Below are 25,806 nucleotides of genomic sequence, written 5' to 3'. Positions count from 1 at the left end.
CTATAAACGGAGAAGGGGAATTAAACTCTTTTTGATTTGATACGAGCTGCTTTACCAGTAAGGGCACGCAGGTAGTAAAGTTTAGAACGACGTACTTTACCTACGCTGTTCACTTCAATTTTATCAATGTTTGGAGAGTTGATAGGGAAGATACGCTCTACACCTATGCCGTTTGAAACTTTACGAACGGTAAATGTTTCATTATTTCCGGTACTGTTACGTTGAATAACAACACCTTGATAAAGCTGAACACGTTCTTTATTTCCTTCTCTGATTTTATAATGTACACTTACAGTATCACCAGCCTTAAAGGAAGGAAACTGCTTTTTTTCTACTGATTGCTCTTCAACAAATTTTACTAAATCCATGATTTTTAGCTCTTAAAGCGATTTTTAGCCCGTAAAAATCGGATTGCAATTATAGGGATTTTTTTTAATATATAAAAGTGTATTTTAAAAATTTCCACATTTTGTATTTTACTAACAAAATGCAAACAAGACAGGGCCTGTTTTTATAAGCCGCAAGGGACTTTTTGAGCACGCAAAAGTTAACAAATATAGCGGTAAAGCCATCGGAGTAAAAACTTTTTGAAAAAAGTTCTTGACTCTTACCCTACGTGATACCATAGCTTTGTGATCAAACAAATGGTTCAGGCATATGAAATTAAATTATTCAGTTAAACAAATTGCCAGGCTGGCCGGGGTAAGTGTGCGCACCCTGCATCTTTATGACCAAATGGGTTTATTAAAACCCGCCATACGTACGCGTGCGGGTTACCGGCAGTATGGCCAGGATGAGTTGCTGAGGCTACAGCAGATACTTTTTTACCGGGAGCTCGATCTTCCATTGAAAGAGATAGCCAAAATTTTAAACGATCCGGACTTTGACCTGGTGCGGGCCCTGGCAGGCCACAAGACCGCCCTGTTAGCCAGGCGTAACCGTTTAAACACACTGCTGAAAACCATTGACAAAACCATCATTAACTTAAAAAACAAAACCATGAACAACCTGGAAGAATTATATGAAGGCATGCCCAAAGAACAAGCCGCCGCATGGCACAAAGAGGCTATGGATAAATGGGGTGAAGATACCGTGCTGCGATCAGAAAATGCACTGCGAGAAATGGACAAGCTCGACCTCGACCGATTAAAGGCCGACCAAAAGGATATCGCCCATCAGCTTCAGCTACTACGTGATCATAGGCCTGAAAGTGACGCGGTACAGGAACAAATAGCCCGTCATTATGCCAATATCCGAAGCTTTTGGGGCGTAAGCGATCCAACAGACCTTAGGGCCGAAACCTATAAAGGCCTGGCTGAACTATATGTTGCCGATGAAAGATATACAGCAACCAATGGTCAAACCGACCCTGAATTTGCTGCATTTATGCGCAATGGTATGCTTTACTTTGCTGAACATAAATTGAAATAATTAACTTTCCAATTAAGAAATGCGTCATTGCGAGGTACGAAGCAATCTCTACATAGGCAAGTAAACATGCAAATCCGCTCTGTATAGTTAGGGATTGCCACGCTATCGCTCGCAATGACGTTAAAGTTATAATATTCTTATTCCAGCAGATCGGGCCGGCGGGTTTTGGTGCGTTCGAGGGCTTGCTCAAAACGCCATTTTTCAATTTCGGGTGTGTTGCCGCTCAGCAGGATATCAGGCACCTTGTAGCCATTCCAGTCGGCGGGACGGGTATATACCGGGGCATCGAGCATATCGTCCTGGAAGGAGTCGCTTAGGGCCGATGTTTCATCGCTCAGTACACCGGGTATCAGGCGCACTACGGCATCTACTAAAACAGCAGCAGGCAACTCGCCGCCCGATAATACATAATCGCCAATGGAAATTTCGCGGGTTACGTAAATATCGCGGATGCGTTGATCAATACCTTTATAGTGTCCGCATAAAATAATGATGTTGCCTTTTATGGAAAGCTGGTTGGCGATGGCCTGGTTCAGGCGCTCGCCATCTGGCGACATGAAGATGATCTCATCATACTCCCGCTCACTTTTGAGTTTTTCGATACAGGCAGCAAATGGAGGGATGGTCATTACCATACCGCTACCACCGCCATATGGGTAATCGTCAACGCTTTTTTGTTTGTTAGTGGCATATTCCCGCAGGTTATGCACATGAATTTCGGCAATGCCTTTTTTTTGGGCACGCTGTAAAATGGAGTGTGCAAACGGACTTACCAACAGATCGGGCAAAACAGATATGATATCAAAACGCATGTGCAAAGATAGTAAATCAATATGCAGATGTGCGGATTTCAGATGTGCAGATGAGAGGATAGAAACAAGAGAAAAGAATCAAGAACCAAGAAGTAGCGTCCCTTTTGATCTTTTCTCCTTAATCCTTCCATCCTTTATCCAAAATCAAATAGCTTTTTCAATCAGCCAGTGGTGCCCAAATGGGTCTATCACTTCTCCTTGCCGGTAACCATAATCATAATCCTGCACGGGCGATCTTACGCTGGCTCCAGCTGCTTCGGCCTGCGCCATCACTGCGTGTACATCTTCCACAAATAGCCCAATGGTTACGGTAGTAGCATGATATTTATCCGGACTAACAGCCGATGAGTGCAGCGTTTGCTCATGCAGATGAAACAATGATCCGACTATACTTAATTCCGATACATGAATAGTGCCGTCATCATTGCTAAAACGCCGCAGCTCAACAGCGCCAAAAGCTTTGATATAAAAACTGATATCGGTTACGCCATTAGGGATAACCAATTGCGGGGCGAAAGTTGGCTTGCTTTGCATAATGGGCTAATTTTTAATCTCCTTCCTCTAATATAAACACTTCTTCTACGGGTTTTCCAAATATGCGGGCAATTTTTAAGGCCAGCACAGTTGAGGGTACGTATTTATTACTCTCGATGGTATTGATGGTTTGGCGCGACACCCCTACCTGGTCGGCCAGATCGGCCTGGGTAATGTTCTTGATGGCGCGCTCTACACGGATGTTATTTTTCATGCCCGTTTTATTCTTTTATTAAACGGTTATTCTGGAAGATCTTCCACCTGAAACGAATGATGAAAAAAACTACAGGAGTTAGCATATTTAATATAATGACCGGTAAAAGACCTATTCCTCCTATTAAAAAAAAGCACAACACAAGGATAATATAATTTATATAAACTGACCATTGCAAACTTTCGAGCCGCAATTGCGCTATTTGTTCATCTTCCACTTTTTCTTTTGAAAAACCAATAAGTAACAATCCTATGATTATTGCCGGAATACAACCCGAGTATGCCTCCGCTACTTTAGCCACACCATTTATCTGATAAATGTTATTAGCATAAGAAGGAGCTGTATACACTATAAAAATTGCAGCAAGCCCCACTATAAATAAAATAATGCCCAGAATGCGAAACTTGCGCGGAAGTAAAAATCGTGATTTCATTATTGTAAAGTTTAATTTACCAAATGTAAAACAAACTTTACAAATGTCAAATATATTTGACATTTTATTTTTAAGTCCATCATAAATGCAAAATGCCCGTGAGGACACAGGCATCGTTATGAGCATTTGGGATGCCGAAACAAGTTCGGCATGACTATAATTATTTATTCTGAATCAAGGGATAGTCCTTGATCTTTATTCCAAAAATCCTTGCTCCAAAAAGAATTATTCGGACAAATAAACATCCAGCAAACCTTCGGGCAGGTTGACGTAGATCTCACCTCCTTCTACATCAATACCTTTTATAATATCCAGGTTAAGCGGGAACATCACTTCTTTATTTTGGTATTGAACAATGGCTATCAGTTGTTGCGGATATTCCTGCACTTCCAGGATCTCGCCCAGTTCGCCGTGGGTTTCATCAACAGCAATAAAGCCTTTTACATCGTTCAGGGTAAATTCGCTCTTTTTCTTTTTTGGTTTTAGTTTATTAGGTAGATAGATGTCCTTTTTTACCAGCATAGCTGCTTTTTCAATGGCATCTACATCCTCCAGGTATAAATAAGCATTGTTTTTTTGGAGGTACTTGATGGAGGCCACAAAATAAGGGATCAATTTGCCGGCCATATCAATAAATAAAGCGTCGAACTTAATGGCGTCCAGGCCATCAAAATCAACATATATCTGCATCTCGCCTTTAAGGCCTTTGGTTTTTAGTATACTACCTACCCTGAAACAATCTTCGGTCTTCATAAAAAAATAGCTTTTAAAAACAAAGGCGAAGCTGTTTTGCTTCGCCTTTGATGAGAGTTAAGAAGTTAGAGTTTTATCTCTTACTTCTTCAAAAAAATTATTCTGCGCTTTCAGCAGCGTCTGTTTCAGCAGCAGCTTCTTCGGCCGGAGCTTCCTCTTCTGCAACTTCTTCAGCAACAGGAGCATTTTTAGCAGCAATAGCAGCAGCTTTTTCTTCTTTCTTTTTAGCTTCAGCAGCCAAAGCAGCTTTACGCGCTTCGTCTTTTGCCGAAAGTAAGCTGGTTTTTTTACCAGTGATCTTACCGTCTTTTTGCTCAGTCCACTCTGCAAATTTAGCTGCAGCTTGTTCTTCAGTTAAAGCACCTTTTTTAACACCACCTTCTAAGTGTTTTTTGTAAAGCACACCTTTGTATGAAAGGATAGCGCGACAAGTATCAGTAGGCTGGGCACCTGTGTTAACCCACTCTAAAGTTTTGTCGAAGTTAATGTCGATAGTTGCAGGATTGGTGTTTGGGTTGTATGAACCTAAACGCTCAATGAAACGACCGTCGCGTGGAGCGCGGGCATCTGCTACTACGATGTAGTAAAAAGGTTTGCCTTTTTTACCGTGTCTTTGCAGTCTGATCTTAGTTGCCATTTTTTCTTTTTATGTATTCAACATGTCCCCGGAGTACTTTCTGCGGGGATGCAAAGGTATAAATTATTTGTAATAATTTAAAACCCATGCAATTAATTATTTATTTAATCTAAACGCGCTATGGGGTAATTGAAAAAAATCGCAATTTCAGGGCCATGAGTTTAAACAGAAAATTACGCATAGCAATTGATATGGATGAGGTAATGGCCGATACCATTGCCAAATTCATTACCATGTATGATGAACGGCACCAAACCAAAATATCGCTGGGCGATATGCATGGTAAAGAGTTCCGGGAAATACTCCCCCCTCACTTGAGCGTTACCCTCAGGGAGTATATCAATGAAAGGGGATTTTTTCGTGATCTGCCGGTGATGCCGGGCTGCCAGGAAGTGGTAAAAGCATTGCACGAAAAGTATGATGTGTATATTGCGTCGGCCGCTATGGAGTTCAAGTACTCTTTAGAAGACAAATTGGATTGGCTCAACGAACACTTCCCTTTTATTTCCTGGACCAATATTATTTTTTGCGGACACAAGATCCTGGATGTTGACGTGATGATTGATGACCGGATCAAAAATTTTGTAACATTTAAAGGCCGTAAGCTATTGTTTACTTCGCCACATAATCTTTTGATCAATGATTTTGAGCGCGTTAACAACTGGAATGAAGTGGCAACTAAATTATTACATGAATAAGATGAACAAATTTTGAAATAAATATCCTATATTTAAATGGTAGCCCCCCTATCATTAAATTAAAGTATGTTAAACCATACAACCATTGACGCCATTGATTGCGTACTTGCTTATGATATCCATGAGCAAAAGTATTTGTTTATAGGACCTGGTATTTATCCCATTTTAGGTATAACTGCTCAGGAACTTTATCAAAATAGTGAGGTATGGGATACCCTGATCGAAAAAAAGTGCCTTACCAACCTGAGATCTCTCGTTAAAAACCTCCCCGAAAATAGCACGGTCGAAACAAGTTACCAGATAACCACCCCTCAAAAAGCCGTTAAAAACATTACCGATAAAAAAAGCCTTATTACTGATGGAGCTACCGGGCATAAGATATTGCTAAGCACCATTAAAGAAACATTGGCTAAAACCAACTGCATCACCCCAACAGATGCAGGGCATAGTCAGCAGTTTTTAAACTCGCTTATTGATTCGCAAACCAGTTTTTTAATCCGTATAGATACCAACGGGAACTATACTTTTGTTAACAGGCAATATTTAAAAACACTGGGGTATAAAGCTAAGGACGTTTTAGGCAAACATTTTTCGGTAACAAGCTTACCACAAGAAGCTCATCTTTGCGAAAACGCTTTTATAGAATGCCTGGACAACCCGGGCAAAGTTGTTACGTTGCTACACAAAAAGCCCGATGTGCATGGCAACCTCCATGATACTGAGTGGGAACTGATATCCATAGTTAACGAGAACGGTGAGGTTTGCGAGATCCAAGGCATTGGTCACGACGTAACCGCGAAGATCAAAATAGAAGCAGAGATCAGGGACACCGCCCAAAAGCTGGATACTTTTATTGAAAGTATAACCGATTCGTTTTTTATTATTGATAACAATTGGCGGTTTGTACGTGTAAACGCCGCGTTTGAAAAAGTATGGGGGAAACCCCGCGCGGAATTGTTGGGCAAAGTAATCTGGGATTTATTCCCCTTACTTATTGATACACCTTTTGAAACCGCGTATCGCGATGCTCAAACCAAACAGGAAAGCGTAAAATTCATGGTTTATTTTGCCCCATTGAATAAGTGGTTCCGCACAGCGGTTTACCCATCTACCGAAGGTATAACCGTATTTGCCAAGAATGTTACTTATGAGATGCGCGCGCAGGAAGAGGCGCTATGGACTAAAAACAACCTGGAGGCCCTGATCAACAATACGAATGATAAAATATGGTCGGTGGATACGGATAACCGCTATGTTTATATGAACAATGCTTATATAGCACAAATAAAAGCTATGACTGGCGTGGCTCCTCAAAAGGGAGAGTATTCTTATAAAGACATGGGCTTCCCCCAGGAAGTTATTGACGAATGGGGCGCCTATTATCAGCGGGCATTAAACGGCGAAAATTATACGGTTATTTTAGAAAGCCTTGATGACGAAGCCAAAAATCCTGCGTTTTATGAAGTAAGATTTAACCCCATTTTTGCATCCAGTGGAGAGATCAAGGGGGTTGGTTGTTTTGCCCATGATATTTCAGCAAGACTTAAAACGGAGCAGGAGCTACTGAGCCAAAACAAACGCATGCGCAATATTGCCTCACTAAGCTCACATGAATTAAGAAGGCCCGTTGCCAGCATGCTGGGCCTTATCAATATTATGGACAGGGAAAACCCCAATAATCCTGAAAACAAACAAATTATCGATTATCTGCAAATTGTAAGCACCGAAATTGACGATGTGATACGCCTCATTGTTGATCACACCTTCACGGGAAAATAACCACGAAGGTTAAAAACTTACATTGACAATATTTCAACCAGTTTTAACAGATTGGGATTGATCTCGATGTGGTGCTTAATGGCGTGCTCAAACGGAGTATAAGCAATCTCGTTGTGAATAATACCGATCATTTCATTACGGTGTCCATCTCTTAAAGCCTCGACAGCGGCGGCACCTACGCGGCTTGCCAATACCCTGTCCATACAGCTTGGCGCTCCGCCACGTTGTATGTGTCCTAATATCGAGATACGGGTATCATAATGAGGGAATTTTTCCTGAACCAGGCGGCCAACTTCAAAAGCACCCCCGGCTTCTTCCCCTTCGGCTACGATAACAATTCTGGAGGTTTTATCTTTACGACCATGTTCCAGGCGGTTAAATAACCCTTCCATACCGCCCTTGCTTTCTGGTATCAATATAGCTTCGGCACCGGCGGCAATACCTGTGCGCAAAGCGATCAGGCCCGAGTCGCGACCCATTACTTCAACAATAAATAACCTATCGTGTGATTCGGCCGTATCCCTGATCTTATCCACAGCCTCAACAACCGTATTGATGGCGGTATCATACCCTATGGTAAAATCGGTACCCATTAAATCATTATCGATTGTACCGGGCAGACCAATCACTGGTATATCATACTCACTGCCAAATACCTTTGCACCAGTAAAAGTACCATCACCGCCAATGGCTACCAAGGCATCAATATTATGTTTTTGTAACTGATCGTATGCTTGTTTGCGCCCTTCAATTGTTCTGAAGTTATCACAGCGGGCTGTTTTTAAAATAGTACCCCCGCGTTGTATTATATTGGAAACCGATTTACGGTTCATGGGTATAAAGTCGCCTTTGGTCATACCGTCATAACCGCGACGGATGCCGGTAACTGCAATATCATAGTATATAGCTGTCCGCACAACTGCCCTGATGGCAGCGTTCATTCCCGGCGCGTCGCCACCTGAAGTAAAAAGTCCGATATTTTTAATCTGCGTCATTTTTTATCCTGATATGGGCATTAGGGGCCCTACCTTTAAAAAATTGAATAATTTAAATTTAAGTGCTTTTAAAGTAGCCTTATAAACAAAAACGCGGCTAAGCTTTAAAACTTGCCGCGAATTTACGTTTTATTTTTTTAACGGAGTACCTACTTTTTAAAAGCCGCGATGCCGCTATCCAAAAATTTGGTATAACTGGCTATATCATAATCGGCCGGCGAAGTTGGAATATCCTTACCGCTGGCATCTTTTAAAAAGTTGCCTTCACTATCCAACATCACATATAAAGGTTGTGAATTGGAGTTAAAGCGACTGGCTTCCAGATCGCTCCACTTGCCTCCCAGGGAGGTTATTTTTTTGCCGCTGTAGGCTGATACAAACTGTTCTTTCGGATCCAAACTTGCCTTATCGTCAACAACCAGCTGCAGCAGCACAAAATTATCACGCAATCGTCTGAACACTTCCGGGTCCGACCAAACATTGGCTTCCATCTTACGGCAGTTTACGCAGTTAAACCCAGTAAAGTCAATCAGGATTGGTTTGTGTGTAGCCTTTGAAACTTGTAAAGCCTGATCATAATCATACCACGAATCGAGTCCACGGGTTTTTATACGGGTATAATTGCCGGCATATTTCTTTTCGCCAATGCTCGCAGGCACAACTGCGGTTGGAGCTGACGAAGGAGCTGACGCTCCACCTGGTATGCTTGATAAGTTAAAATCCTGTGTTGCCTCTGGTGGTAAAAACGCGCTGATTGATTTTAAAGGCGCGCCCCATAAACCGGGGATCATATAAATCACAAATGCAAATACGATGATGGCTAAAAAAGTACGTGGGATAGAAAGATGAGATACATCGCTATCATGTGAAAACTTGATCTTACCGATAAGGTAAAGCCCCATCAATAAACCAATAGCTATCCAAAGCGATAGGAATATTTCTCTGTCGAACCAGTTCCAGTGATAAGCTAAATCAACATTTGATAAAAACTTAAGCGCAAAAGCTAGCTCCAGAAAACCCAAAATCACTTTTACGCTGTTTAGCCAACCACCAGATTTTGGAAGGCTTTTTAATGCCGAAGGGAATAAAGCGAATATGGTAAACGGCAGGGCTAGTGCCAAAGAAAAACCAAACATACCGATAGCCGGCCCCAGCCTGTCGCCTTTTGATGCTGCATCAACCAATAAGGTGCCGATAATCGGTCCTGTGCATGAAAATGATACCACAACCAGTGTAGATGCCATAAAAAAGATACCAGCAAGGCCTCCTTTATCTGCATTTTCATCCAGCTTGTTGGCTAATGAACTTGGGAGAGTAATTTCAAATGCCCCCAGGAACGAGATACCGAAAACAATAAGCAGCAAAAAGAAAAATATATTAAATATACCGTTTGTAGCCAACTGGTTTAGTGCATCGGAGCCAAAAATAATGGAGATGAGCAAGCCCAGGGTAACATATATAATAATAATGGATGCCCCGTAAATAAGGGACTGCCCTATGGCTTTCTGCCGGTTTCCGCTTTTTTTGGTAAAAAAGCTCACAGTTAGTGGCAATAATGGATATATACAAGGCAATATCACGGCGGTAAACCCGCCCAATAGTCCAAATATAAATATCTGCCAAAGCGTTTTGGGTTTTTCAGCCGGTGGGGCTTTTTGTTGTTGCGCCTTTTGCTTTGCCGCTGCCTGAGCTTTCGCTACAGAATCAGCTGCCTTTTTCCTAATCGCTATACTATCAGCAGCAGTAGGTATATCAGTAAACTGGACACCTGCGGTTGACGCAGTATCCGCTTTGTTTTTTTGTATAGCCAATGCCGATGTGACACCAACGGAGCAAAAAACAGCCAACACCATTAAGGAAGCCAGCACAACGCGTAAATAAACGCCCTTTTTTAATAGTTTCATTGTTACGTTTCCTAAGGTAAAATTATTTGCCTAAAGGAATAGTGAAATCAACATCTTCTGGGGGAAGACATTTTTTGTCGTTACAGGTCATGTACGTAAGCTTGCCGGTTACGCTGGTTGCCGAAGCCGATTTAAGGCTTATCTTTTGTTGGAAAATCACTTCTTTTTCAAAGTAGCTTACATTCATGCTAAAAGCTTTCTCGTATTTGGTTACCGGGGTTGGTTCAGTAGGTTTGCCAACCGGCACGTATAATTTTGAAGGTGTAAATTCAAAGGAAGTTTTTATTGGGCCGCCATCCTTAACGTTAAGCGAGTAAATATGCCAGCTAGGTTGAATGGTAGCTTTTAAAAACACAATGGCTTCTTTATCATTCAACTTTTTTGCCGCGTATGACCATCTTACCGGCGTTTCTATTTGGGCATAAGCCCCTGCGCACATCACTAATGCAACAATTACCAACAGTACTTTCTTCATTTAATTATTTATTTAAAAATTCAATTTGTTTTAAGCTAAACTCTTGCTGTCCGTTATTATTTTCAACAACCAGCATTCCATTCTCTTTTACGTTTTTTATAACGCCATCAAAAACCTGGTCGTTTGACTTGAAACGCTTTACCTGGTTTAACCAATATAGTCGGGATAAATAAGTATTCCTTACAAACAAAAATTTACCCGCCCTTAAATTAAGGTAATATGCTTCAATATGACCGCAAATTTCTGATAATATTGTTTTTAAATCATAATCCCTGTGTAAGATTTGTTTGAGGGATATGGCGTTGCCGGCCCCAGGTTCAAAATTCTCCTGGTTAATGTTAAGGCCAATACCGATAATGGCATCTTTGATATAAGCACCTTGTATATGCGTTTCTATCAGGATCCCACCCAATTTCCGGTCGTCGTAATAAATATCATTGGGCCATTTTATTTTCAGTTTTTCGCCCAGATAAGGGAACAAAGCATCATAAACACCCAGGCTAACTACCCGGTTGAGATCAAACTGATCGCTTACGGCTAAGAACGCCGGTGTCAGTAAAATACTGAAAGTAAGGTTTTTTCCGGGCTCACTATGCCATTTATTTTGCTGTTGACCCCTGCCTGCGTATTGGCTTTCTGCCATAATGACCGTACCTTCGGGCAATGGCTTGGAATTTGACAGTAATGTTTTAAGGAATGTGTTGGTTGAGTCAACTTGTTGAATTGTTACTAAATTTTGACCAACAAATAATCCCGAAAATATGTTATTTTGCAAAGTATAATAATTTTTAACCCAAGAACGTTCAAAACTAATTCTTTTTGATGGTAAAAAACAAAGTGTTAAATCAATCGGCCTATATTTCTGAACTGGCCATACATGGCATACAGGAAAAAAAGGGGAATGATATTATAAGGTTAGACCTCCGGAATTTATTGGGTTCGGTATCAGATTATTTTGTGATCTGCCATGCCGATTCAACAACACAGGTAAAAGCTATTGCCAATAGCATTGAGGAAGAAGTTTTTAAAGCTACCCAACAGGAACCCTGGCGCAAAGAAGGTTTGGAATACGGAGAATGGATACTACTTGATTACGTGGATGTTGTGGTTCACATTTTCAGAACCGACAAACGTGAGTTTTACGGCGTAGAAGAACTGTGGGGTGATGCCGAAATTAAATATTATAAAAGTGCTTAAACTTTCGTCACTATTACCCTCCGGGTGGAGTCATGGTACTAAACCTTTGTAAATTTTAAATTATAGATTGTAAGTTTGAGCTCGTAACAAAGAAATGAAAGATATTAAAGATAATAAATCAGAAAGTCCGAAACCTATCAGGAAAATAATTAATAAAAAAACACCGCCTAAACCGCCCAAGTTTAATATCATGTGGCTTTACGGCATTGTTATTTTAGCATTTTTACTGGTGCCTACGCTTTTAAGCGGTGGCTCGGGTACGCCTACTACCTTCAAGGATGTGGAAGGGATGCTTAAACAAAATGATGTTGAAAAACTGGTGGCCTACAAAAGCGGCGACCTGGTAGTGGCCGAAGTTTACATCAAAAAAGAAAGTTTAAACAAACCCCAGTATGCCAAAGCTGGCAAAGACCAGCGTTTGTTTAATACCGCAAACAACGGCCCTCAATACACTTTTACCGATGCATCATATGAGAGCCTGAAGCAATCTGTAGCGAATGCAGAAAAAGACATGCCGGAGGATCAAAAAGTAAACATCCAGTACGAGCAAGGGCATGAAAGCTTTTTATCAAACTGGTTGGTACAGGGTGTTATCATGGTTATCCTATTTGCCGGTGTATGGATATTTATCATGCGCCGTATGTCAGGCGGTTCAGGTGGCGGCCCGGGTGGCCAGATATTTAATATCGGCAAATCAAAAGCTACGCTTTTTGATAAAGAAGCCCAGGTATCTGTAACATTTAACGATGTTGCTGGTTTGGAAGAAGCCAAACAAGAGGTAATGGAAATTGTAGATTTCCTTAAAAACCCTAAAAAATATACTAACCTGGGTGGTAAAATACCTAAAGGCGCCCTGCTTGTGGGTTCACCAGGTACAGGTAAAACATTATTGGCCAAAGCCGTAGCCGGTGAGGCCCAGGTGCCATTCTTCTCGCTGTCAGGATCTGACTTTGTGGAGATGTTTGTAGGTGTAGGCGCGTCACGTGTACGTGATCTGTTCCGACAGGCAAAAGACAAGGCTCCATGTATCATATTTATTGACGAGATCGACGCGATTGGTCGTGCCCGTGGTAAAAACAATATTGTAGGTGGTAATGATGAGCGCGAAAATACCCTGAACCAGTTATTGGTGGAGATGGATGGTTTCGGCACCGATTCAGGTATTATTATCCTGGCGGCAACAAACCGTCCTGACGTACTGGATTCGGCATTATTGCGCCCTGGCCGTTTTGACAGACAGGTATCTATTGATAAACCCGATTTAATTGGCCGTGAGCAGATCTTTAAAGTTCACTTGAAACCTATCAAGCTGTCAGATGGTGTCGACGCGAAAAAATTATCGGCACAAACTCCGGGTTTTGCCGGCGCAGAAATAGCTAACGTTTGTAACGAAGCCGCTTTGATTGCCGCCCGTAAAAACAAAGAATCGGTTGATATGACCGATTTTCAGGATGCGATTGACCGTGTCATTGGCGGTCTGGAAAAGAAAAACAAGATCATATCTCCCGAAGAAAAACGCATTGTTGCTTACCACGAAGCTGGTCATGCCATTGCTGGCTGGTTCCTGGAACATGCCGATCCTTTGGTTAAGGTATCTATCGTTCCGCGTGGTGTGGCAGCCTTGGGTTATGCTCAATATCTGCCAAAAGAGCAGTTTTTGTATACCACCGAACAATTGCTTGATGAAATGAGCGTTTCAATGGGCGGTCGTGTTGCTGAAGACATTGTTTTTGGCAGGATATCAACAGGCGCACTGAGCGATCTGGAACGCATCACCAAACTGGCTTATGCCATGACCAAGATCTACGGTATGAACGGAAATGTTGGTAACGTATCATTCTACGATCCGCAGGGTGAATACCAGTTTAACAAACCTTATTCTGATACCACTGCCGAAATGATCGATAACGAAGTACGTAAACTGGTTGACGATGTTTATCAGAAAACCAAAGTATTGCTGAACGAAAAACGTGAGGGGCTTGAAAAAATAGCCCAGAAGTTATTAGAGAAAGAAGTACTGTTTCAATCAGATCTGGAAGAGATATTGGGCAAACGTCCATTTGACGAGCGTACCACTTATGATAAATTTGTGAATGGCGAGGCTGCTTTAAACCCGGATGTTGACAACAATGCCATTCCGGATAGCTTAACAAATCCTGAGCTTTCAAGAATCGACAGCGAAGATCCGAAACTTTAATAAACATCAATAATATAAAGCCATCAGCCCAGCTGATGGCTTTGCTATTTTTACCATGAGGGATATTACCACATCAAAAGAAAAGCTGCTCAAAAAGATCCGCAAGGCTCTCCTCGAAAAAAGGGATAACCCTTATCCCCAACTGGAGGACCTGCCGCTTTACGCATCTGATGAGGAAATTCCCGAGGTAATATTTGCCGAACAATTCACTGCAGTTAACGGACAGTTTGTTTTTTGTGAGGACGAAGTGCAATTTATTGAAACGCTGCTTACCCTGGCCGAAGAGCGCAACTGGCGTAAAATATATTGCTGGGAACCCGGTCTGCAGGAAATACTCAACCGCTTTGAATACCCTTTTTACGAAACCGACAAGGATTTTGAACAGGCCGACGTTGGTTTTACTTTTTGCGAAGCGCTGATAGCCCGTAATGGTAGTATACTCCTGTCAAACGGAAATATGGCAGGCAGGCGTTTAAGCATATACCCACCTGTGCACATTGTGCTGGCCTATACCTCACAGATGGTACTTGATCTTAAAGATGGCTTTAAGCTTATCAAAAAGAAATATGATAACCAGCTGCCCTCCATGATCAGTAATGTTACCGGGCCAAGCCGCACAGCCGATATCGAAAAAACCCTTGTGCTGGGAGCCCATGGGCCCAAAGAACTTTTTGTTTTTTTGCTGGATGACAGCAACTTATCTGAAAAATAAGTGTTATATCTTTAAGTTCTTACAGATTACCGTAAAGCTTATGTTGCTATTAACTTTTTATTTCACCAATTATTAAGCTAAAAAGACTTCAGATCCATCGCTTGTAATGCTTGATGTATTTTTATTGGGAGCTATTAATTTAATAACAAAACCCAGCAAAAAATGGAAAATATTGAACTATCTGTTGAAAAAACAATGGCGGCTCTTAAGGTATCTCTGGCTAATGAAATGGTGGCCCGTTACCAGGCCACAAGAAAAACATTGATTGATGAAACCTTTGGTATTAATGACACCCGGTCAATTTGGTTTTCTATTGATGGAATAAGGAATTTTATTAATAATCTACCTGTAGATGCGAGCGGAGTAAGGATATACCTTGCGGCATATACTCAGGATAACAAGCAATATCCCAACCAAACTACTGCTATTTTTATAGGAACAGTTGAAAAAGACGGGAGGGATACTGATGCTATGGAAACCAATGCATTATTTGATATTGACCTCGGAGTATTAGGCCCTTTCAATCAGGGCAAAGCATGCCCTCCTGTCTGTGGTTTTTTTATGGACTCATTTGTTGAAAAAACAATGATTCCTATTGAGTTATCAATAGCTAAAGAAATCATAGCCAACTATAACAGCACCAGGAAAACATTGATTGATGAAACCTTTGGTATTAATGACACCCGATCAATTTGGGTTTCACTTGATGAATTAAAGAGCTTTGTTAATAATTTACCGAAAAATGCCAATGGGATAAGGGTGTACCTTGCACTATATAACCAAAGTGAACAACATTATCCAAATCAAACAACCGTTATTTGGACCGGGACTCTTGAACAAGGTTATCAGACTGTGGATATAATAGATAAAAATGGCGCGTCCCTCTCCGCCGACAAAACAATGGCTCCTTGGACTATGGGCAAAGTATGCTCTTAATCTCTGATTGGATATATGAATCCGGGCTTACTTAAAGCCCCAGCCCGCTCTCGAGGAATTCATTTAAGAACAACCGTTTGACACTTATATTTAGTCGGACAAGTGTTTATTAAATATCAATGATAGTATTTATCTTTACTATCATTAATAATATTCATGTTTTATTTATATTTCGTTTTTGAATTATTTGCGCTTATAACCTGCGTGCATGCTTATAAAAAACTGGATCACAACTTTAAAATATTCTTGCCCTTTTTAGTATTTGTTGTTGTTTATGAGTTTATCAATATGTTCTTTCTGAAGTTGCTTTTATTACACCATTCAAATGCCTGGTGCAATAATCTGGAAGGCCTTATCGAACTGGTAGTATATGGACAATTTATGGCCTCCTTAGATGAAAGAAAACAGTATAAAACGAGAATGTACATGGCTGTTACTATTGGTATAGCCATAACCTTTATTGACATTCTTTTTATACATAGTTTCTGGACTTTAGCTACCATGGCTATTGTAGCACAAAACATTATATTGGCTACCATGTCATTTGTTTATTTATATAACTTACTTAATCATACAGACGAATACCCCTATTTGCTTAGCTTTCCTCCATTTTTAGTCGCGACCGGGTTGTTCTTGTATTCATTAACCAGTTATTTTTATTACGCATCCTTTGATAACCTATTGGCTAAGAACAATCACCAGTTTTTCATGATAGCCCATTTAATCTGCGAAATTAGTTGCCTATACATATATACATTCCTGAGCATTGCTTTTATATGCTTTGCAAGAGTCAAAAGTTATCCTGACATCCGATAGCAATTTCCCTCAACCTGCAATTAATTTATTTCCTGTCAACTTATAGTTTTAATAAAGGAAAGGATTCCTAAGTCTAACTAAGCTGATCCGTTTTAAAAATGATTGCCGTTTTAAACTCAATTTGATTTTTGCCCGGATAAGGATAGTTTCTAAAAAAAACCTATTTTTGAGTAACTTGTATTATTTACAGGTTTTGCACTGATCTTATTTACGTTTTTTCACCAACCAACCTAAGCTGGTAATTTCCTGCTGATATATCTACCCCTGTCAAAATTGGCTGTATTTTATCCGGGAATCGACAGCTTAATTGAATAAAAACCACAAATAATGGAACCTATCGATTTATCCATCGCCAAAAAAATGGTGGACCACTACGCTGCCACCAGAAAAAAACTGATTGACAAGGCACACAATATCAACGACACCCAGTCTATTTGGATATCGCTTGATAAATTGAAATCCTTTATCAACAACCTACCCGAACAAGCCACGGGAGTAAGAATTCATTTTGCCGCTTATGATCATGAAAACAAACACTATCCTAATCAAACTACAGCTATATTAATGGGGACCGTTGAAAATGACACACAACATACCGATGCAATGGAAACCGACAGCGGATTATTAAGTACTGAAGACCCTATGGGCCCTTTTAACCAAGGCAAAGCATGTCCGCCCTTATGCCCGTAACCAATTTTTAACCAATTTTGTAAGGCAATATCCATCAAAAGGTAAATGCTTTAATTAAAGTATTTAATTTAGCATTTGCCTTAATATGATCTTATGCTTGATGATCTCTATTTTTATTTCGAGCTTTTCTCGTTTTTTGTTTGTTTATGTACATACAAAAAGCTTGATCGCAATTTTAAGATATTTCTCCCATTTCTGGCATTCATCGTAATTTATGAGTTTGCCAATATTAAATATTGGACGCTATGGCATCATACCAATGCATGGTGCAATAATCTGGAATCAATTATCGAAATAATTTTTTACACCCGCTTTATTAGCTCTCTTGATAAAAGAAAGCAATACAGAAAAAAGGTAGGTATCGTGCTTTTTATAATAGTGCTCTTTTCTTTCATTGACATGATATTCATTCAAGGTTTTTTCATGATGAACACTATTGCCATGGTATTTCAATACAGTATGCTTACTGTATTGGTGTGCTTATATTATTTTAATTTGATCAATAATGTTGACGAGAACCTGGATATTATACGCTATCCACCATTTTGGGCTACCGCGGGGATATTATTCTATGCGCTTGCATTTATATTTTACCATGTAGCTTTCAGTTACATGGCTTACAAACATAATTATCACTTTTTTCTACTGGCTCAGGTAATACCGAATATTGCTTGTCTTATTTTATATTCGTTACTATCTGTTGCGTTTATATATCAGTATAAAAAAGCAAATTCCATTAATGCGATAAAAACATTGTAACATTTTTAATCTATAACAATCATTAATATGATCAGCCCATTCAGATATGCTGTTTAAGGATGAAGAAATTATTTTATTGGTAATTGCCGGCACCGCCGTAGTAATGCTACTGGGGGTTTTTATTATTAGCTTTTTATTGGTCTATCAAAAAAAGCAAAATAAAAACGCACTGGAGAAAGAACAGCTGAAATCCTCCTTTCAACATGAATTGTTGAAAACAAGGATGGAGATCCAGGAGGAAACACTTAACCACATTAGCCGTGAGCTACATGATAATATTACCCAAGTGCTATCATTTGTTAAACTTAACCTGGGTGTATTAGGTAGAAACCTGGGTGAGCAAGAAAAGATGAGGGTGAATGACAACCGCGAGCTTATTGCTCAATCTATCAGCGATCTGCGTAACTTGTCAAAGAGTCTTAGTTTTGAGCATATCAGTGTTATGGGCTTGGTAAAAACCCTGGAAATAGAAGTGGAGCGCGTAAACAGAAGTGGGATTATTAGCCTATCGTTATCGGTTGAGGGCGATCGGTATGCCCTTGGCGAACAACGAGAGCTGGTGTTGTTCAGGATATTTCAGGAGGCTTTAAACAATGCTTTAAAGTATGCACAGGCCGATAACTTTAAAATGAGTTTGTATTATAAGGCACAAATGTTTAATTTAACCATCGAAGATGATGGTGTTGGTTTTGAGCCTGAGCTGCTTAAAGATAAAGGAGGCTCGGGTTTGCGTAACATCGTGAACAGGGCAGCTTTAATTGGTGCCTCGGCAATCATAAACAGTTCGCCAGGCAACGGCTGCAGTATTAACCTTTCACTCAACCCGCTCGTACAAGAAACTTATGTTAACGGAACCTATTCAAATAGCCCTGGTTGATGACCATCGCCTTTTCAGAAGCGGCATAGCTTCAATGGTAGAGAGCTTTAACCGCTACAATGTACTGTTTGAAGCCGCTCATGGCAAGGAGATGGTTGATAAAATCACCTCAGGCCTCATGCCTGATATTGTTATTTTGGATATCAACATGCCCGTAATGGATGGTATTTCAACCGCGCAATGGCTTAAAAAGTTCCAACCATCTATCCGTACCATTATCCTCTCGATGTTTGAGGATGCCGAAAAGGTACTTACCATGGTTAAAATGGGCGTAAAGGGCTATCTGCTAAAAGATGCCGAACCAAATGAATTTGAGGCCGCCTTGCTTAAAGTAACAGAAGGAGATCTTTACTACCCGGATTTTGTAACGAAGCATTTATTAAACAATTTTAATAACGATAAAACGACCGTTGTAAAACTAAATCCACGCGAAATTGAATTTTTACGTTTAACAGGAACCGAACTTACCTACAAGGAAATTGCCGATACCATGTGTATCAGCGTACGTACCGTTGACAGCTACCGCGATCAGCTTTTTGAAAAGCTGGGCATCAAGAGCCGTGTAGGTCTGGTATTATATAGCATAAAAAACAAACTGATCGACTTGTAATTTGCTAAAAATATTAGCAAATTTGTTGAATGGAACAGGAAGATAATCCTGGCTTTTTTAAAGGCCGGGGAGCGCAGTTAAACACCCACAACAAATTTTTAAAGAATAAGTATGTTGCCGAGCACATCGAGGGTATTGATGAGCCTTTGCTGGAAAATACCGCCACACAGCTTTTTGAGGAAACACCGAAAAAGATAGTAAGCGAATCAAACAGCCCCGATCTGAGCCACATGTATTCCATAAACCCGTACCAGGGTTGTGAGCACGGCTGTATTTATTGCTATGCACGCAACAGCCATGAATATTATGGCTTTAGCGCCGGACTCGATTTTGAACGCAAGATCATCATCAAACCCAATGCTCCTGAGCTTTTGGAACAGTACTTTAATAAAAAAAACTACCAGCCGGTATGTATCATGCTATCGGGCAATACGGATTGTTATCAACCAGTGGAACGGAGACTCAAAATCACCCGGCATTTGTTGGAGGTTTTTTTAAAATATAAAAACCCCGTGAGCATCATCACCAAAAACAACGTGATCCTGCGCGACATGGATATTCTTACCGAGCTGGCTTCTATGAACCTGGTGCATGTAAATGTTTCCATTACATCGTTGAACGAGCAACTGCGTCAAAAGCTGGAACCGAGGACTGTAACCGCTAGCGGCAGGCTGGCTGTGGTGCAGAAACTATCCGAAAAAGGTATCCCCGTAAGAGTGATGGCCGCGCCCATTATCCCGGGACTCAACAGTAACGAGGTGCCTAATATCATTAAAGCCGCTGCCGACCGGGGAGCATTAGCAGCCGGGTTTACTATAGTACGGCTCAACGGCAGCATTGCCGAGATATTTAGCGACTGGATATACAAAGCTTTCCCAGACCGCGCCGAAAAGGTGCTGAACATGATACGATCCTGCCATGACGGCAAGCTAAATGACAGCGATTTCGGCCGCCGTATGAGCGGCGAAGGTAAAATAGCACAATCAATACACCAGATGTTCCGAATGGCCTGTAATCGCTTTATGGCGGGCCGTGAAATGCCCGAATATGATTATACCTTATTTGTGCCCAGGAAAGGGAAACAGACAAGCATGTTTTAGATCGTTGATTTAAATGGCCTGAGGTTTTTGCTGACTATTTTATCCACCCAAACACCCAGAGTCACTCCAACGGTATAACACAGCAGATCGCTCCATAAAAATCCTTCGCCTAAAACCAAGCGTCCAAACAGCGTATGCCTTAAATCATTTATCCAAGGCGCTTTATACAGCTGACTAAGCTCTACTGTATAACAAAACAACAGGCTGACTATAACAAGAAATTTAACCGGTTTATCCACAAACAGAAACCGCACGATGAAATAAATCATCAAAGCCCAAAGGATATCGCCTATAAATAGTGGGATAAAAGAAAAATGACGAGACAACAGGCCTGAGATAATGATGATAACAATAAGACAGCCATATGTGATCCTTAACCTGTTCATTAATTATCCAGTAACCTTCGGTGGTAATTAACCTGCCCCAGGTGGTAAGACAAATGGATGGCCAGATGGGTTAAAAAATATCCTGTGCTTACTTTGGCGTCCATTACTTGCTGCGGATATTCATCAGCCAATTGTGCCTCCGTAAGCTGATCAAACGTTGCGGTTATCATTTGAGCGGTGTCATCTATTCCCTTCAATAGTTCAGCCCTTGGGATGGGTCCGGATGAAAACTCCAGTGGCCTGTTTCGGATATAACCTGCTTTACCCAGTTCCGTACCGATATAGGCATTCAGGTTGCCTATCAGGTGCAGGCAAAGATTACCAGCCGTGTTCGTGATCTGCTTATCAACAAGCCAAATATTTTGTTCGTGGCTGTATAGCTCCAGCTCCGTTTTAAGTTTTTCGAGATCGCGTAGAAATAACTTTTTTAGTATTGATATTAACATCGGTATTTATTTATTGCCGATGGCAAGATAATCAATTATTAAGGCAACAAAAAAGACGCCTTGAGGGCGCCTTTTTTTATCTTTATTATCAAATATCAGATAGACATATCAACAAAAATTGATTGTTTATGCTTCTTCGGCTTCTAATGCCATTTGCTCATCAACAAGGATACGTCCGCAATGCTCGCAAACGATGATCTTTTTACGTTGACGGATATCAGATTGGCGTTGAGGCGGGATCTGGTTAAAGCAACCTGAACATGAATCGCGCTGAATAGTTACTACCGCTAAACCATTTTTAGCGTTTTGGCGCAAACGGTTGTAAGCAGTTAATAAACGCTCTTCGATATTTCCGGTAGCTTTTTCTGCCTGTGAAACAAGGTCTGTCTCTTCTTTTTCAGTTTCGGCAGTAATAGTACCTAATTCTTCTTTTTTAGCATCAAGATCGCTCTTGCGTGCATCCAGATCAGCCAGGGCTTTTTCGTAGATCTGGGTTTTTGAAGTGATCTCAAAACCATATTCACGTATTTTTTTCTCGCTTACCTGAATATCTAATCCTTGTATCTCAATTTCTTTTGATATGGCATCATACTCACGGTTGTTCTTAACTTCGTTAAGTTGCGTTTCGTATTTTTTGATATTGGCCTGAGCTTCCTTGATCAGGTTTTTGCGGGTTACAATCTCATCTTCTACATCATCCAGCTCAGCTTTGATCTTTTGAATGCGGGTTTCAAGACCAGCAACATCATCTTCCAGATCGGCAACTTCCATTGGCAGTTCACCTCTTACCTGGCGAATCCTATCAATTTTGGTGTGGATGGTTTGTAGTTCGTATAAAGCTTTAAGCTTTTGTTCTACGGTTTGTTCCATTAAATAAAATATTTGACGGGGTTTGTATTTACTTCTGTTAAACGGACGGCAAAGATAGGAAATTTTTTCCGTATTATTTCATACAATAATTGCGCCGTAAATTGTTCACTCTCAAAGTGTCCGATATCCGCGATCACTATCTTTCCTTCGGCATCAAAAAACTCATGATACTTGTAATCCGCGGTGATAAAAACGTCGGCTCCTGCCGATATGGCATGCTTTAATAAAAAGCCTCCGGCGCCTCCGCAAACAGCTACTCTTTTCACGTGTTTACCGGTTAGGGCCGTATGCCTGATCACGTGTGTGCGCATCTTATCCTTCACGTGAAAAAGGAACGATTCTTCATTTTGCGGTATTTCTAATTCACCGATCATGCCTGCCCCAACCTGCTGATGCTGGTTAGTTAAGGCAAACAGATCATACGCAACCTCCTCATATGGATGTGCCAGAACCAGCGCCATCAGAATTTTACTCTCCAGATTGGCCGGATAAACGGTCTCAATCCTCACTTCTTTTTCCAGGTGACGGGTGCCCGGTTCACCAACATAGGGATTGGTTTGTTCGTTACCTTTAAAAGTGCCTGTGCCATCGGTATTGAAACTGGTTTCGCTATAATTACCGATGTTACCTGCTCCTGCTGCAAACAAAGCATCGCGCACAGCATCGGCATGGCTACCAGGTACAAAAGTCACCAGCTTTTTAAGCAGGTTATGTTTAGGTACTAATATGCGGCAGTTTTTCAGGCCCAGTGTATCACAAATACGTTGGTTTACGCCGCCCATAATATTATCCAGATTGGTATGTATAGCATAAATAGCAATACGGCTGCGAATAGCCTTCTCCACCACCCTTTCTACATAGGTTTTACTGTTAAATTTTTTAAGTCCTTTAAAAACTATGGGGTGGTGTGATATGATCACCTGGCAGCCGGTAGCAATGGCTTCATCAACCACAGCCTCGGTGCAATCAAGGGATAGTAAAGCCTGGGTAATTTCCTGTTCGGGGTTGCCAACAATAAGGCCGGCATTATCATAATCTTCCTGGTACACCAACGGCGCCAGGCTTTCTAAATACGCGGTAAGTACAGCTAATTTCATGAACGGTTGCTATAAGTGTGGCCTGTGTATATTTTACTTCTGATTACTCAGAATGGCCATCCGATGGCTTTCATAAGCCATTTCCTTATTATACTTTAAAGTAAGGGATTTATTGTTTACCAGGTCAACAATAGTGCCTACTACGCAAAGGCCCCCTGTTAAAAAATAAAGGATACCCATACCTATCTGCCCTAAAACAAACCGGTGTATCCCGGCCACACCCGCGAAGCCCAATAACGTAAAAATGAGTATTTCATTGGCATTTTTACGTTTACTGCTGTAAACCATATAAAAATACCTTTTTTGGTCTTCGCTAAGTTCCCCGGTGGCTTGCTGCAAGAAACCCATTTCTTCGGGGCCCATATCGGCAAAGTTCATGTAGGGATCCTGGTGTATGTTCATGTTATTAAGGTTTGTGGTGAGTGCTTTTTCAAAAATAAATATTTTATGCTATAAACCTATAAGTGAAGTAAGGTAATTTATTGGCTACTTATGAGAACGGTTCTGATGGTCCATTTGCCAACCTGAAGGGCACTTTTTTAAAACAGTCGAAATTTCACGTTAAGACGTAGGGGTAAATGATCATCCGGGTGTAATACGGATATGAAAGTATTAGTTACCGGAGCAACTGGCTTTATTGGTCGACAACTTACATTGGTATTAGCCAACGCGGGCTACGAAGTAAAAGCTTTATGCCGCGATACCGATCATCCTTATCTTTTCAGGCATCCGAGTATTGAACCCGTACTCGGCAATATCCTGTACAAACAAACGCTGGCCAGGGCCATGGAAGGCTGCGAGCAAGTTTATCATACCGCAGCCATGGCCAAAATGTGGTGCCGCAACCCCGATGCCTATCATGAAACTAACGTTACCGGCACCCGCAATGTATTGGAGGCAGCCACAAAAGCCGGCGTACAAAAACTGGTATGCACTTCCACCTGCGGAGTATGGGGCCCAACTATCAAACACCCCATGAGCGAAACCGACCCACGCATTACCGGTTTCCCTATAGCTTACGAGCGTACCAAATACCTGGCCGAACTGGAAGTGCAGAATTTTGTAAAACAAGGTTTGCCCGTAGTGATTGTGAACCCTTCACGGGTATATGGCGAAGGGCCCATAACAGATAGCAATACGGTTGGCAAAATGGTATCGGGCTATTTAAAGGGGCGGTGGCGTTTTATCCCCGGTAATGGCGAACAGGTGGCTAATTACGCTTTTTTGGATGACGTGGTAGCCGGGCATATCGCCGCTATGTGCAAGGGCATTCCCGGGGAGCGTTACATTTTAGGAGGTCATGACATCAGCTTTAATGATTTTTTTAAAACCCTGCACGACGTTTCAGGTAAGCAATTGAACATGATCCGGATACCGCTAAAGCTTATTCAATTTTACAGCCAGCTGGAATGGCTCAAAACCAGAATCACCGGTATTCCTCCTATCTTTTTACCAGAGTTTGCCGACAGGCTTAAATACGATCAGAAATATAGCAGCAATAAAGCCGTAATCCAGCTGGGTTATAATATAACTCCCTTTGCTGAAGGTTTAGCCAAAACGGTTAACCATTTAAAAGGATCGAAGAGTAAGGAGAATGAGAACAACAAAAGTCTTTTGAACGACAATTTAAATAATCATCAATCAGCGCAATTATGCAATTAACCGCTATTGTAACCGGCGCCAGTGAAGGCCTCGGAAAATCATTTGCCATTGAATTAGCGGGCAGAAATATAAACCTGGTGTTAGTTGCCCTACCCGGATCTGGATTGCCAGAACTGGCATCTTTTATCCGCAAAAACTTTGGGGTGACGGTTCATCATTTAGAAATTGACCTGACCCATACCGAAAGTTATGCTGAAATTTTTACCTGGTTGGAAGAGCTCCATATCACAACGCATCTGCTTATCAACAATGCCGGGTTGGGCAATTGGTCGTGGTTTGAGGATAAAAATATCGCTTTTTATAAAATGCAGATAGAACTGAACGTGATCACGCCCGTGCTGCTTACCCGGCTATTCCTGGCTCAAGCTGATGCATCCGTTACTTCCTATATTTTAAATGTGGGTAGCTTAGGCGGCCTCTTCCTGGTACCTAAAAAGCAGGTGTACGGTGCCACCAAATCATTTATCCGTTACTTTACCAAGTGTTTGCAGCTGGAGCTATATGGCTCAAATGTAAAACTCAGCCTACTGAGTCCCGGTGGCATCAATACCAAACCCGAGCTGCTGGTGATGAACAATACCTTGAAAGGGATCTCTAAAGCTACTATACTGGAACCCGAACAGGTGGCCCGCATAGCTATTGACGGATTACTGAAAGGCAAAAAAGAGATCATCCCGGGAGTAGTTAACCGCCTGCTGGTTTTATTGAATAGTTTACTACCGGCATATATAAAAGATAATATCATCAAACGAAGATTAAACACTATTTTAGTATCCTGAATTGAAT

At 41.2% G+C, this 25,806-nt stretch carries 31 protein-coding genes; 15 read left to right on the top strand and 16 right to left on the bottom strand.

Translation table 11 applies throughout. The features are described from left to right. Positions 1 to 20: 20 nt before the first annotated feature. The gene (gene rplS, locus AC57BQ_RS23705) at positions 21 to 368 is read right to left on the bottom strand and encodes a 50S ribosomal protein L19 (protein ID WP_076376620.1); all 348 of its coding nucleotides are present in this window, start codon (positions 366 to 368) and stop codon (positions 21 to 23) included. A gap of 289 nt (positions 369 to 657) precedes the next feature. On the opposite strand from rplS, the gene AC57BQ_RS23700 reads away from it, so the two are divergent. Further along, the gene (locus AC57BQ_RS23700; RefSeq protein WP_496408609.1) at positions 658 to 1,431 is read left to right on the top strand and encodes a MerR family transcriptional regulator; all 774 of its coding nucleotides are present in this window, start codon (positions 658 to 660) and stop codon (positions 1,429 to 1,431) included. A gap of 137 nt (positions 1,432 to 1,568) precedes the next feature. On the opposite strand, the gene trmD is transcribed toward AC57BQ_RS23700, so the two are convergent. From trmD to AC57BQ_RS23670, 6 genes are all read right to left on the bottom strand, one after another. Beyond that, positions 1,569 to 2,243 (bottom strand): tRNA (guanosine(37)-N1)-methyltransferase TrmD, encoded by a 675-nt coding sequence (trmD, locus tag AC57BQ_RS23695; protein WP_496408608.1) that lies wholly within the window; start codon positions 2,241 to 2,243, stop codon positions 1,569 to 1,571. Positions 2,244 to 2,387: 144 nt separating this feature from the next. Then, complete coding sequence (locus AC57BQ_RS23690; RefSeq protein ID WP_496408607.1) at positions 2,388 to 2,777, bottom strand: VOC family protein; 390 nt, start codon at positions 2,775 to 2,777, stop codon at positions 2,388 to 2,390. Positions 2,778 to 2,790: 13 nt separating this feature from the next. Then, entirely contained in the window at positions 2,791 to 2,991 is a 201-nt protein-coding gene (locus tag AC57BQ_RS23685; protein ID WP_496408606.1) for a helix-turn-helix transcriptional regulator, read from the bottom strand. A gap of 7 nt (positions 2,992 to 2,998) precedes the next feature. Next, positions 2,999 to 3,424: a hypothetical protein gene (locus AC57BQ_RS23680; protein ID WP_496408605.1), complete on the bottom strand. Its 426-nt coding sequence runs from the start codon at positions 3,422 to 3,424 to the stop codon at positions 2,999 to 3,001. Between the two features lie 225 nt (positions 3,425 to 3,649). Then, complete coding sequence (gene rimM, locus AC57BQ_RS23675) at positions 3,650 to 4,177, bottom strand: ribosome maturation factor RimM (protein WP_496408604.1); 528 nt, start codon at positions 4,175 to 4,177, stop codon at positions 3,650 to 3,652. A 97-nt stretch (positions 4,178 to 4,274) separates the two neighbouring features. Continuing rightward, positions 4,275 to 4,814 carry a 30S ribosomal protein S16 gene (locus tag AC57BQ_RS23670; RefSeq protein WP_496408603.1) on the bottom strand — a complete coding sequence of 180 codons (540 nt, stop codon included), beginning with the start codon at positions 4,812 to 4,814 and terminating at the stop codon, positions 4,275 to 4,277. A gap of 155 nt (positions 4,815 to 4,969) precedes the next feature. Here AC57BQ_RS23670 and AC57BQ_RS23665 point away from each other — a divergent pair, with 155 nt between their 5' ends. Both AC57BQ_RS23665 and AC57BQ_RS23660 read left to right on the top strand, forming a co-directional pair. Next, on the top strand, positions 4,970 to 5,512 hold the full coding sequence (locus AC57BQ_RS23665; RefSeq protein ID WP_496408602.1) for a 5' nucleotidase, NT5C type: 543 nt from the start codon (positions 4,970 to 4,972) through the stop codon (positions 5,510 to 5,512). Between the two features lie 66 nt (positions 5,513 to 5,578). Continuing rightward, positions 5,579 to 7,291, top strand: a complete 1,713-nt coding sequence (locus AC57BQ_RS23660) for a PAS domain S-box protein (RefSeq protein ID WP_496408601.1) — start codon at positions 5,579 to 5,581, stop codon at positions 7,289 to 7,291. Between the two features lie 17 nt (positions 7,292 to 7,308). Here AC57BQ_RS23660 and pfkA read toward each other — a convergent pair whose 3' ends face one another. The 4 genes from pfkA to AC57BQ_RS23640 all read right to left on the bottom strand — a co-directional run bounded on the left by pfkA (position 7,309) and on the right by AC57BQ_RS23640 (position 11,440). Further along, on the bottom strand, positions 7,309 to 8,286 hold the full coding sequence (gene pfkA / locus AC57BQ_RS23655; protein WP_090473427.1) for a 6-phosphofructokinase: 978 nt from the start codon (positions 8,284 to 8,286) through the stop codon (positions 7,309 to 7,311). A 149-nt stretch (positions 8,287 to 8,435) separates the two neighbouring features. Further along, positions 8,436 to 10,190 (bottom strand): protein-disulfide reductase DsbD family protein, encoded by a 1,755-nt coding sequence (locus AC57BQ_RS23650; RefSeq protein WP_496408600.1) that lies wholly within the window; start codon positions 10,188 to 10,190, stop codon positions 8,436 to 8,438. Between the two features lie 22 nt (positions 10,191 to 10,212). Beyond that, a complete protein-coding gene (locus AC57BQ_RS23645) occupies positions 10,213 to 10,665 on the bottom strand; it encodes a protein-disulfide reductase DsbD domain-containing protein (RefSeq protein ID WP_496408599.1) in 453 nt (150 codons plus the stop codon). 4 nt (positions 10,666 to 10,669) lie between these two features. After that, on the bottom strand, positions 10,670 to 11,440 hold the full coding sequence (locus tag AC57BQ_RS23640; RefSeq protein ID WP_496408598.1) for a biotin--[acetyl-CoA-carboxylase] ligase: 771 nt from the start codon (positions 11,438 to 11,440) through the stop codon (positions 10,670 to 10,672). A 47-nt stretch (positions 11,441 to 11,487) separates the two neighbouring features. Here AC57BQ_RS23640 and rsfS point away from each other — a divergent pair, with 47 nt between their 5' ends. From rsfS to AC57BQ_RS23590, 10 genes are all read left to right on the top strand, one after another. Continuing rightward, complete coding sequence (gene rsfS, locus AC57BQ_RS23635; RefSeq protein WP_496408597.1) at positions 11,488 to 11,862, top strand: ribosome silencing factor; 375 nt, start codon at positions 11,488 to 11,490, stop codon at positions 11,860 to 11,862. A 94-nt stretch (positions 11,863 to 11,956) separates the two neighbouring features. Then, positions 11,957 to 14,059, top strand: a complete 2,103-nt coding sequence (gene ftsH, locus AC57BQ_RS23630; RefSeq protein ID WP_496408596.1) for an ATP-dependent zinc metalloprotease FtsH — start codon at positions 11,957 to 11,959, stop codon at positions 14,057 to 14,059. Between the two features lie 55 nt (positions 14,060 to 14,114). Continuing rightward, positions 14,115 to 14,771 carry a LutC/YkgG family protein gene (locus tag AC57BQ_RS23625; RefSeq protein ID WP_496408595.1) on the top strand — a complete coding sequence of 219 codons (657 nt, stop codon included), beginning with the start codon at positions 14,115 to 14,117 and terminating at the stop codon, positions 14,769 to 14,771. 162 nt (positions 14,772 to 14,933) lie between these two features. Then, the gene (locus tag AC57BQ_RS23620) at positions 14,934 to 15,707 is read left to right on the top strand and encodes a hypothetical protein (protein ID WP_496408594.1); all 774 of its coding nucleotides are present in this window, start codon (positions 14,934 to 14,936) and stop codon (positions 15,705 to 15,707) included. Between the two features lie 246 nt (positions 15,708 to 15,953). Continuing rightward, complete coding sequence (locus AC57BQ_RS23615) at positions 15,954 to 16,523, top strand: hypothetical protein (protein ID WP_496408593.1); 570 nt, start codon at positions 15,954 to 15,956, stop codon at positions 16,521 to 16,523. A gap of 327 nt (positions 16,524 to 16,850) precedes the next feature. After that, positions 16,851 to 17,213 (top strand): hypothetical protein, encoded by a 363-nt coding sequence (locus tag AC57BQ_RS23610; protein WP_496408592.1) that lies wholly within the window; start codon positions 16,851 to 16,853, stop codon positions 17,211 to 17,213. Between the two features lie 423 nt (positions 17,214 to 17,636). After that, positions 17,637 to 17,972, top strand: a complete 336-nt coding sequence (locus tag AC57BQ_RS23605) for a hypothetical protein (protein ID WP_496408591.1) — start codon at positions 17,637 to 17,639, stop codon at positions 17,970 to 17,972. A 46-nt stretch (positions 17,973 to 18,018) separates the two neighbouring features. After that, a complete protein-coding gene (locus tag AC57BQ_RS23600; RefSeq protein ID WP_496408590.1) occupies positions 18,019 to 18,849 on the top strand; it encodes a sensor histidine kinase in 831 nt (276 codons plus the stop codon). Then, positions 18,815 to 19,459 (top strand): response regulator transcription factor, encoded by a 645-nt coding sequence (locus AC57BQ_RS23595; protein ID WP_090473439.1) that lies wholly within the window; start codon positions 18,815 to 18,817, stop codon positions 19,457 to 19,459. Before AC57BQ_RS23600 ends, AC57BQ_RS23595 begins: the two co-directional genes overlap by 35 nt. A 29-nt stretch (positions 19,460 to 19,488) precedes the next feature. Next, positions 19,489 to 20,559 (top strand): PA0069 family radical SAM protein, encoded by a 1,071-nt coding sequence (locus tag AC57BQ_RS23590; protein ID WP_496408589.1) that lies wholly within the window; start codon positions 19,489 to 19,491, stop codon positions 20,557 to 20,559. Here the strand turns inward: AC57BQ_RS23590 and AC57BQ_RS23585 are convergent. From AC57BQ_RS23585 to AC57BQ_RS23565, 5 genes are all read right to left on the bottom strand, one after another. Beyond that, positions 20,556 to 20,945 carry a ribosomal maturation YjgA family protein gene (locus AC57BQ_RS23585; RefSeq protein ID WP_496408588.1) on the bottom strand — a complete coding sequence of 130 codons (390 nt, stop codon included), beginning with the start codon at positions 20,943 to 20,945 and terminating at the stop codon, positions 20,556 to 20,558. The genes AC57BQ_RS23590 and AC57BQ_RS23585 overlap by 4 nt on opposite strands. Further along, positions 20,945 to 21,391 carry a DinB family protein gene (locus AC57BQ_RS23580; RefSeq protein ID WP_496408587.1) on the bottom strand — a complete coding sequence of 149 codons (447 nt, stop codon included), beginning with the start codon at positions 21,389 to 21,391 and terminating at the stop codon, positions 20,945 to 20,947. Before AC57BQ_RS23580 ends, AC57BQ_RS23585 begins: the two co-directional genes overlap by 1 nt. A gap of 126 nt (positions 21,392 to 21,517) precedes the next feature. After that, positions 21,518 to 22,261: a zinc ribbon domain-containing protein gene (locus tag AC57BQ_RS23575; RefSeq protein WP_496408586.1), complete on the bottom strand. Its 744-nt coding sequence runs from the start codon at positions 22,259 to 22,261 to the stop codon at positions 21,518 to 21,520. Next, a complete protein-coding gene (locus AC57BQ_RS23570) occupies positions 22,261 to 23,358 on the bottom strand; it encodes a Nif3-like dinuclear metal center hexameric protein (RefSeq protein WP_496408585.1) in 1,098 nt (365 codons plus the stop codon). Before AC57BQ_RS23570 ends, AC57BQ_RS23575 begins: the two co-directional genes overlap by 1 nt. A 33-nt stretch (positions 23,359 to 23,391) precedes the next feature. Beyond that, complete coding sequence (locus AC57BQ_RS23565) at positions 23,392 to 23,760, bottom strand: TM2 domain-containing protein (protein WP_090473445.1); 369 nt, start codon at positions 23,758 to 23,760, stop codon at positions 23,392 to 23,394. 201 nt (positions 23,761 to 23,961) lie between these two features. On the opposite strand from AC57BQ_RS23565, the gene AC57BQ_RS23560 reads away from it, so the two are divergent. Together AC57BQ_RS23560 and AC57BQ_RS23555 are read left to right on the top strand one after the other, a co-directional pair. Further along, entirely contained in the window at positions 23,962 to 25,020 is a 1,059-nt protein-coding gene (locus tag AC57BQ_RS23560) for an SDR family oxidoreductase (RefSeq protein WP_496408584.1), read from the top strand. Beyond that, entirely contained in the window at positions 25,011 to 25,799 is a 789-nt protein-coding gene (locus AC57BQ_RS23555) for an SDR family NAD(P)-dependent oxidoreductase (RefSeq protein WP_496408583.1), read from the top strand. Before AC57BQ_RS23560 ends, AC57BQ_RS23555 begins: the two co-directional genes overlap by 10 nt. Positions 25,800 to 25,806: the final 7 nt, after the last annotated feature.

Source organism: Mucilaginibacter sp. BGA-UO-ETr-C110, assembly GCF_059567985.1.
Note: the sequence above shows the minus strand (reverse complement) of the source record. Positions and strands in the feature narration are given on the sequence as shown.

What these genes read in the sequence shown, in the direction of transcription:
- AC57BQ_RS23660 (WP_496408601.1), top strand. Translation starts at nt 5,579, where the DNA reads ATGTTAAACCATACAACCATTGACGCCATTGATTGCGTACTTGCTTAT.
- rplS (WP_076376620.1), bottom strand. Translation starts at nt 368, where the DNA reads ATGGATTTAGTAAAATTTGTTGAAGAGCAATCAGTAGAAAAAAAGCAG.
- AC57BQ_RS23570 (WP_496408585.1), bottom strand. Translation starts at nt 23,358, where the DNA reads ATGAAATTAGCTGTACTTACCGCGTATTTAGAAAGCCTGGCGCCGTTG.
- AC57BQ_RS23560 (WP_496408584.1), top strand. Translation starts at nt 23,962, where the DNA reads ATGAAAGTATTAGTTACCGGAGCAACTGGCTTTATTGGTCGACAACTT.
- AC57BQ_RS23650 (WP_496408600.1), bottom strand. Translation starts at nt 10,190, where the DNA reads ATGAAACTATTAAAAAAGGGCGTTTATTTACGCGTTGTGCTGGCTTCC.
- AC57BQ_RS23565 (WP_090473445.1), bottom strand. Translation starts at nt 23,760, where the DNA reads ATGAACATACACCAGGATCCCTACATGAACTTTGCCGATATGGGCCCC.
- pfkA (WP_090473427.1), bottom strand. Translation starts at nt 8,286, where the DNA reads ATGACGCAGATTAAAAATATCGGACTTTTTACTTCAGGTGGCGACGCG.
- AC57BQ_RS23610 (WP_496408592.1), top strand. Translation starts at nt 16,851, where the DNA reads ATGGAACCTATCGATTTATCCATCGCCAAAAAAATGGTGGACCACTAC.
- AC57BQ_RS23580 (WP_496408587.1), bottom strand. Translation starts at nt 21,391, where the DNA reads ATGTTAATATCAATACTAAAAAAGTTATTTCTACGCGATCTCGAAAAA.
- AC57BQ_RS23590 (WP_496408589.1), top strand. Translation starts at nt 19,489, where the DNA reads ATGGAACAGGAAGATAATCCTGGCTTTTTTAAAGGCCGGGGAGCGCAG.
- AC57BQ_RS23555 (WP_496408583.1), top strand. Translation starts at nt 25,011, where the DNA reads ATGCAATTAACCGCTATTGTAACCGGCGCCAGTGAAGGCCTCGGAAAA.
- rimM (WP_496408604.1), bottom strand. Translation starts at nt 4,177, where the DNA reads ATGAAGACCGAAGATTGTTTCAGGGTAGGTAGTATACTAAAAACCAAA.
- AC57BQ_RS23605 (WP_496408591.1), top strand. Translation starts at nt 17,637, where the DNA reads ATGATGAACACTATTGCCATGGTATTTCAATACAGTATGCTTACTGTA.
- AC57BQ_RS23690 (WP_496408607.1), bottom strand. Translation starts at nt 2,777, where the DNA reads ATGCAAAGCAAGCCAACTTTCGCCCCGCAATTGGTTATCCCTAATGGC.
- AC57BQ_RS23625 (WP_496408595.1), top strand. Translation starts at nt 14,115, where the DNA reads ATGAGGGATATTACCACATCAAAAGAAAAGCTGCTCAAAAAGATCCGC.
- AC57BQ_RS23685 (WP_496408606.1), bottom strand. Translation starts at nt 2,991, where the DNA reads ATGAAAAATAACATCCGTGTAGAGCGCGCCATCAAGAACATTACCCAG.
- trmD (WP_496408608.1), bottom strand. Translation starts at nt 2,243, where the DNA reads ATGCGTTTTGATATCATATCTGTTTTGCCCGATCTGTTGGTAAGTCCG.
- AC57BQ_RS23595 (WP_090473439.1), top strand. Translation starts at nt 18,815, where the DNA reads ATGTTAACGGAACCTATTCAAATAGCCCTGGTTGATGACCATCGCCTT.
- AC57BQ_RS23680 (WP_496408605.1), bottom strand. Translation starts at nt 3,424, where the DNA reads ATGAAATCACGATTTTTACTTCCGCGCAAGTTTCGCATTCTGGGCATT.
- AC57BQ_RS23620 (WP_496408594.1), top strand. Translation starts at nt 14,934, where the DNA reads ATGGAAAATATTGAACTATCTGTTGAAAAAACAATGGCGGCTCTTAAG.
- AC57BQ_RS23585 (WP_496408588.1), bottom strand. Translation starts at nt 20,945, where the DNA reads ATGAACAGGTTAAGGATCACATATGGCTGTCTTATTGTTATCATCATT.
- AC57BQ_RS23670 (WP_496408603.1), bottom strand. Translation starts at nt 4,814, where the DNA reads ATGGCAACTAAGATCAGACTGCAAAGACACGGTAAAAAAGGCAAACCT.
- AC57BQ_RS23645 (WP_496408599.1), bottom strand. Translation starts at nt 10,665, where the DNA reads ATGAAGAAAGTACTGTTGGTAATTGTTGCATTAGTGATGTGCGCAGGG.
- rsfS (WP_496408597.1), top strand. Translation starts at nt 11,488, where the DNA reads ATGGTAAAAAACAAAGTGTTAAATCAATCGGCCTATATTTCTGAACTG.
- AC57BQ_RS23665 (WP_496408602.1), top strand. Translation starts at nt 4,970, where the DNA reads ATGAGTTTAAACAGAAAATTACGCATAGCAATTGATATGGATGAGGTA.
- AC57BQ_RS23575 (WP_496408586.1), bottom strand. Translation starts at nt 22,261, where the DNA reads ATGGAACAAACCGTAGAACAAAAGCTTAAAGCTTTATACGAACTACAA.
- AC57BQ_RS23700 (WP_496408609.1), top strand. Translation starts at nt 658, where the DNA reads ATGAAATTAAATTATTCAGTTAAACAAATTGCCAGGCTGGCCGGGGTA.
- ftsH (WP_496408596.1), top strand. Translation starts at nt 11,957, where the DNA reads ATGAAAGATATTAAAGATAATAAATCAGAAAGTCCGAAACCTATCAGG.
- AC57BQ_RS23600 (WP_496408590.1), top strand. Translation starts at nt 18,019, where the DNA reads ATGCTGTTTAAGGATGAAGAAATTATTTTATTGGTAATTGCCGGCACC.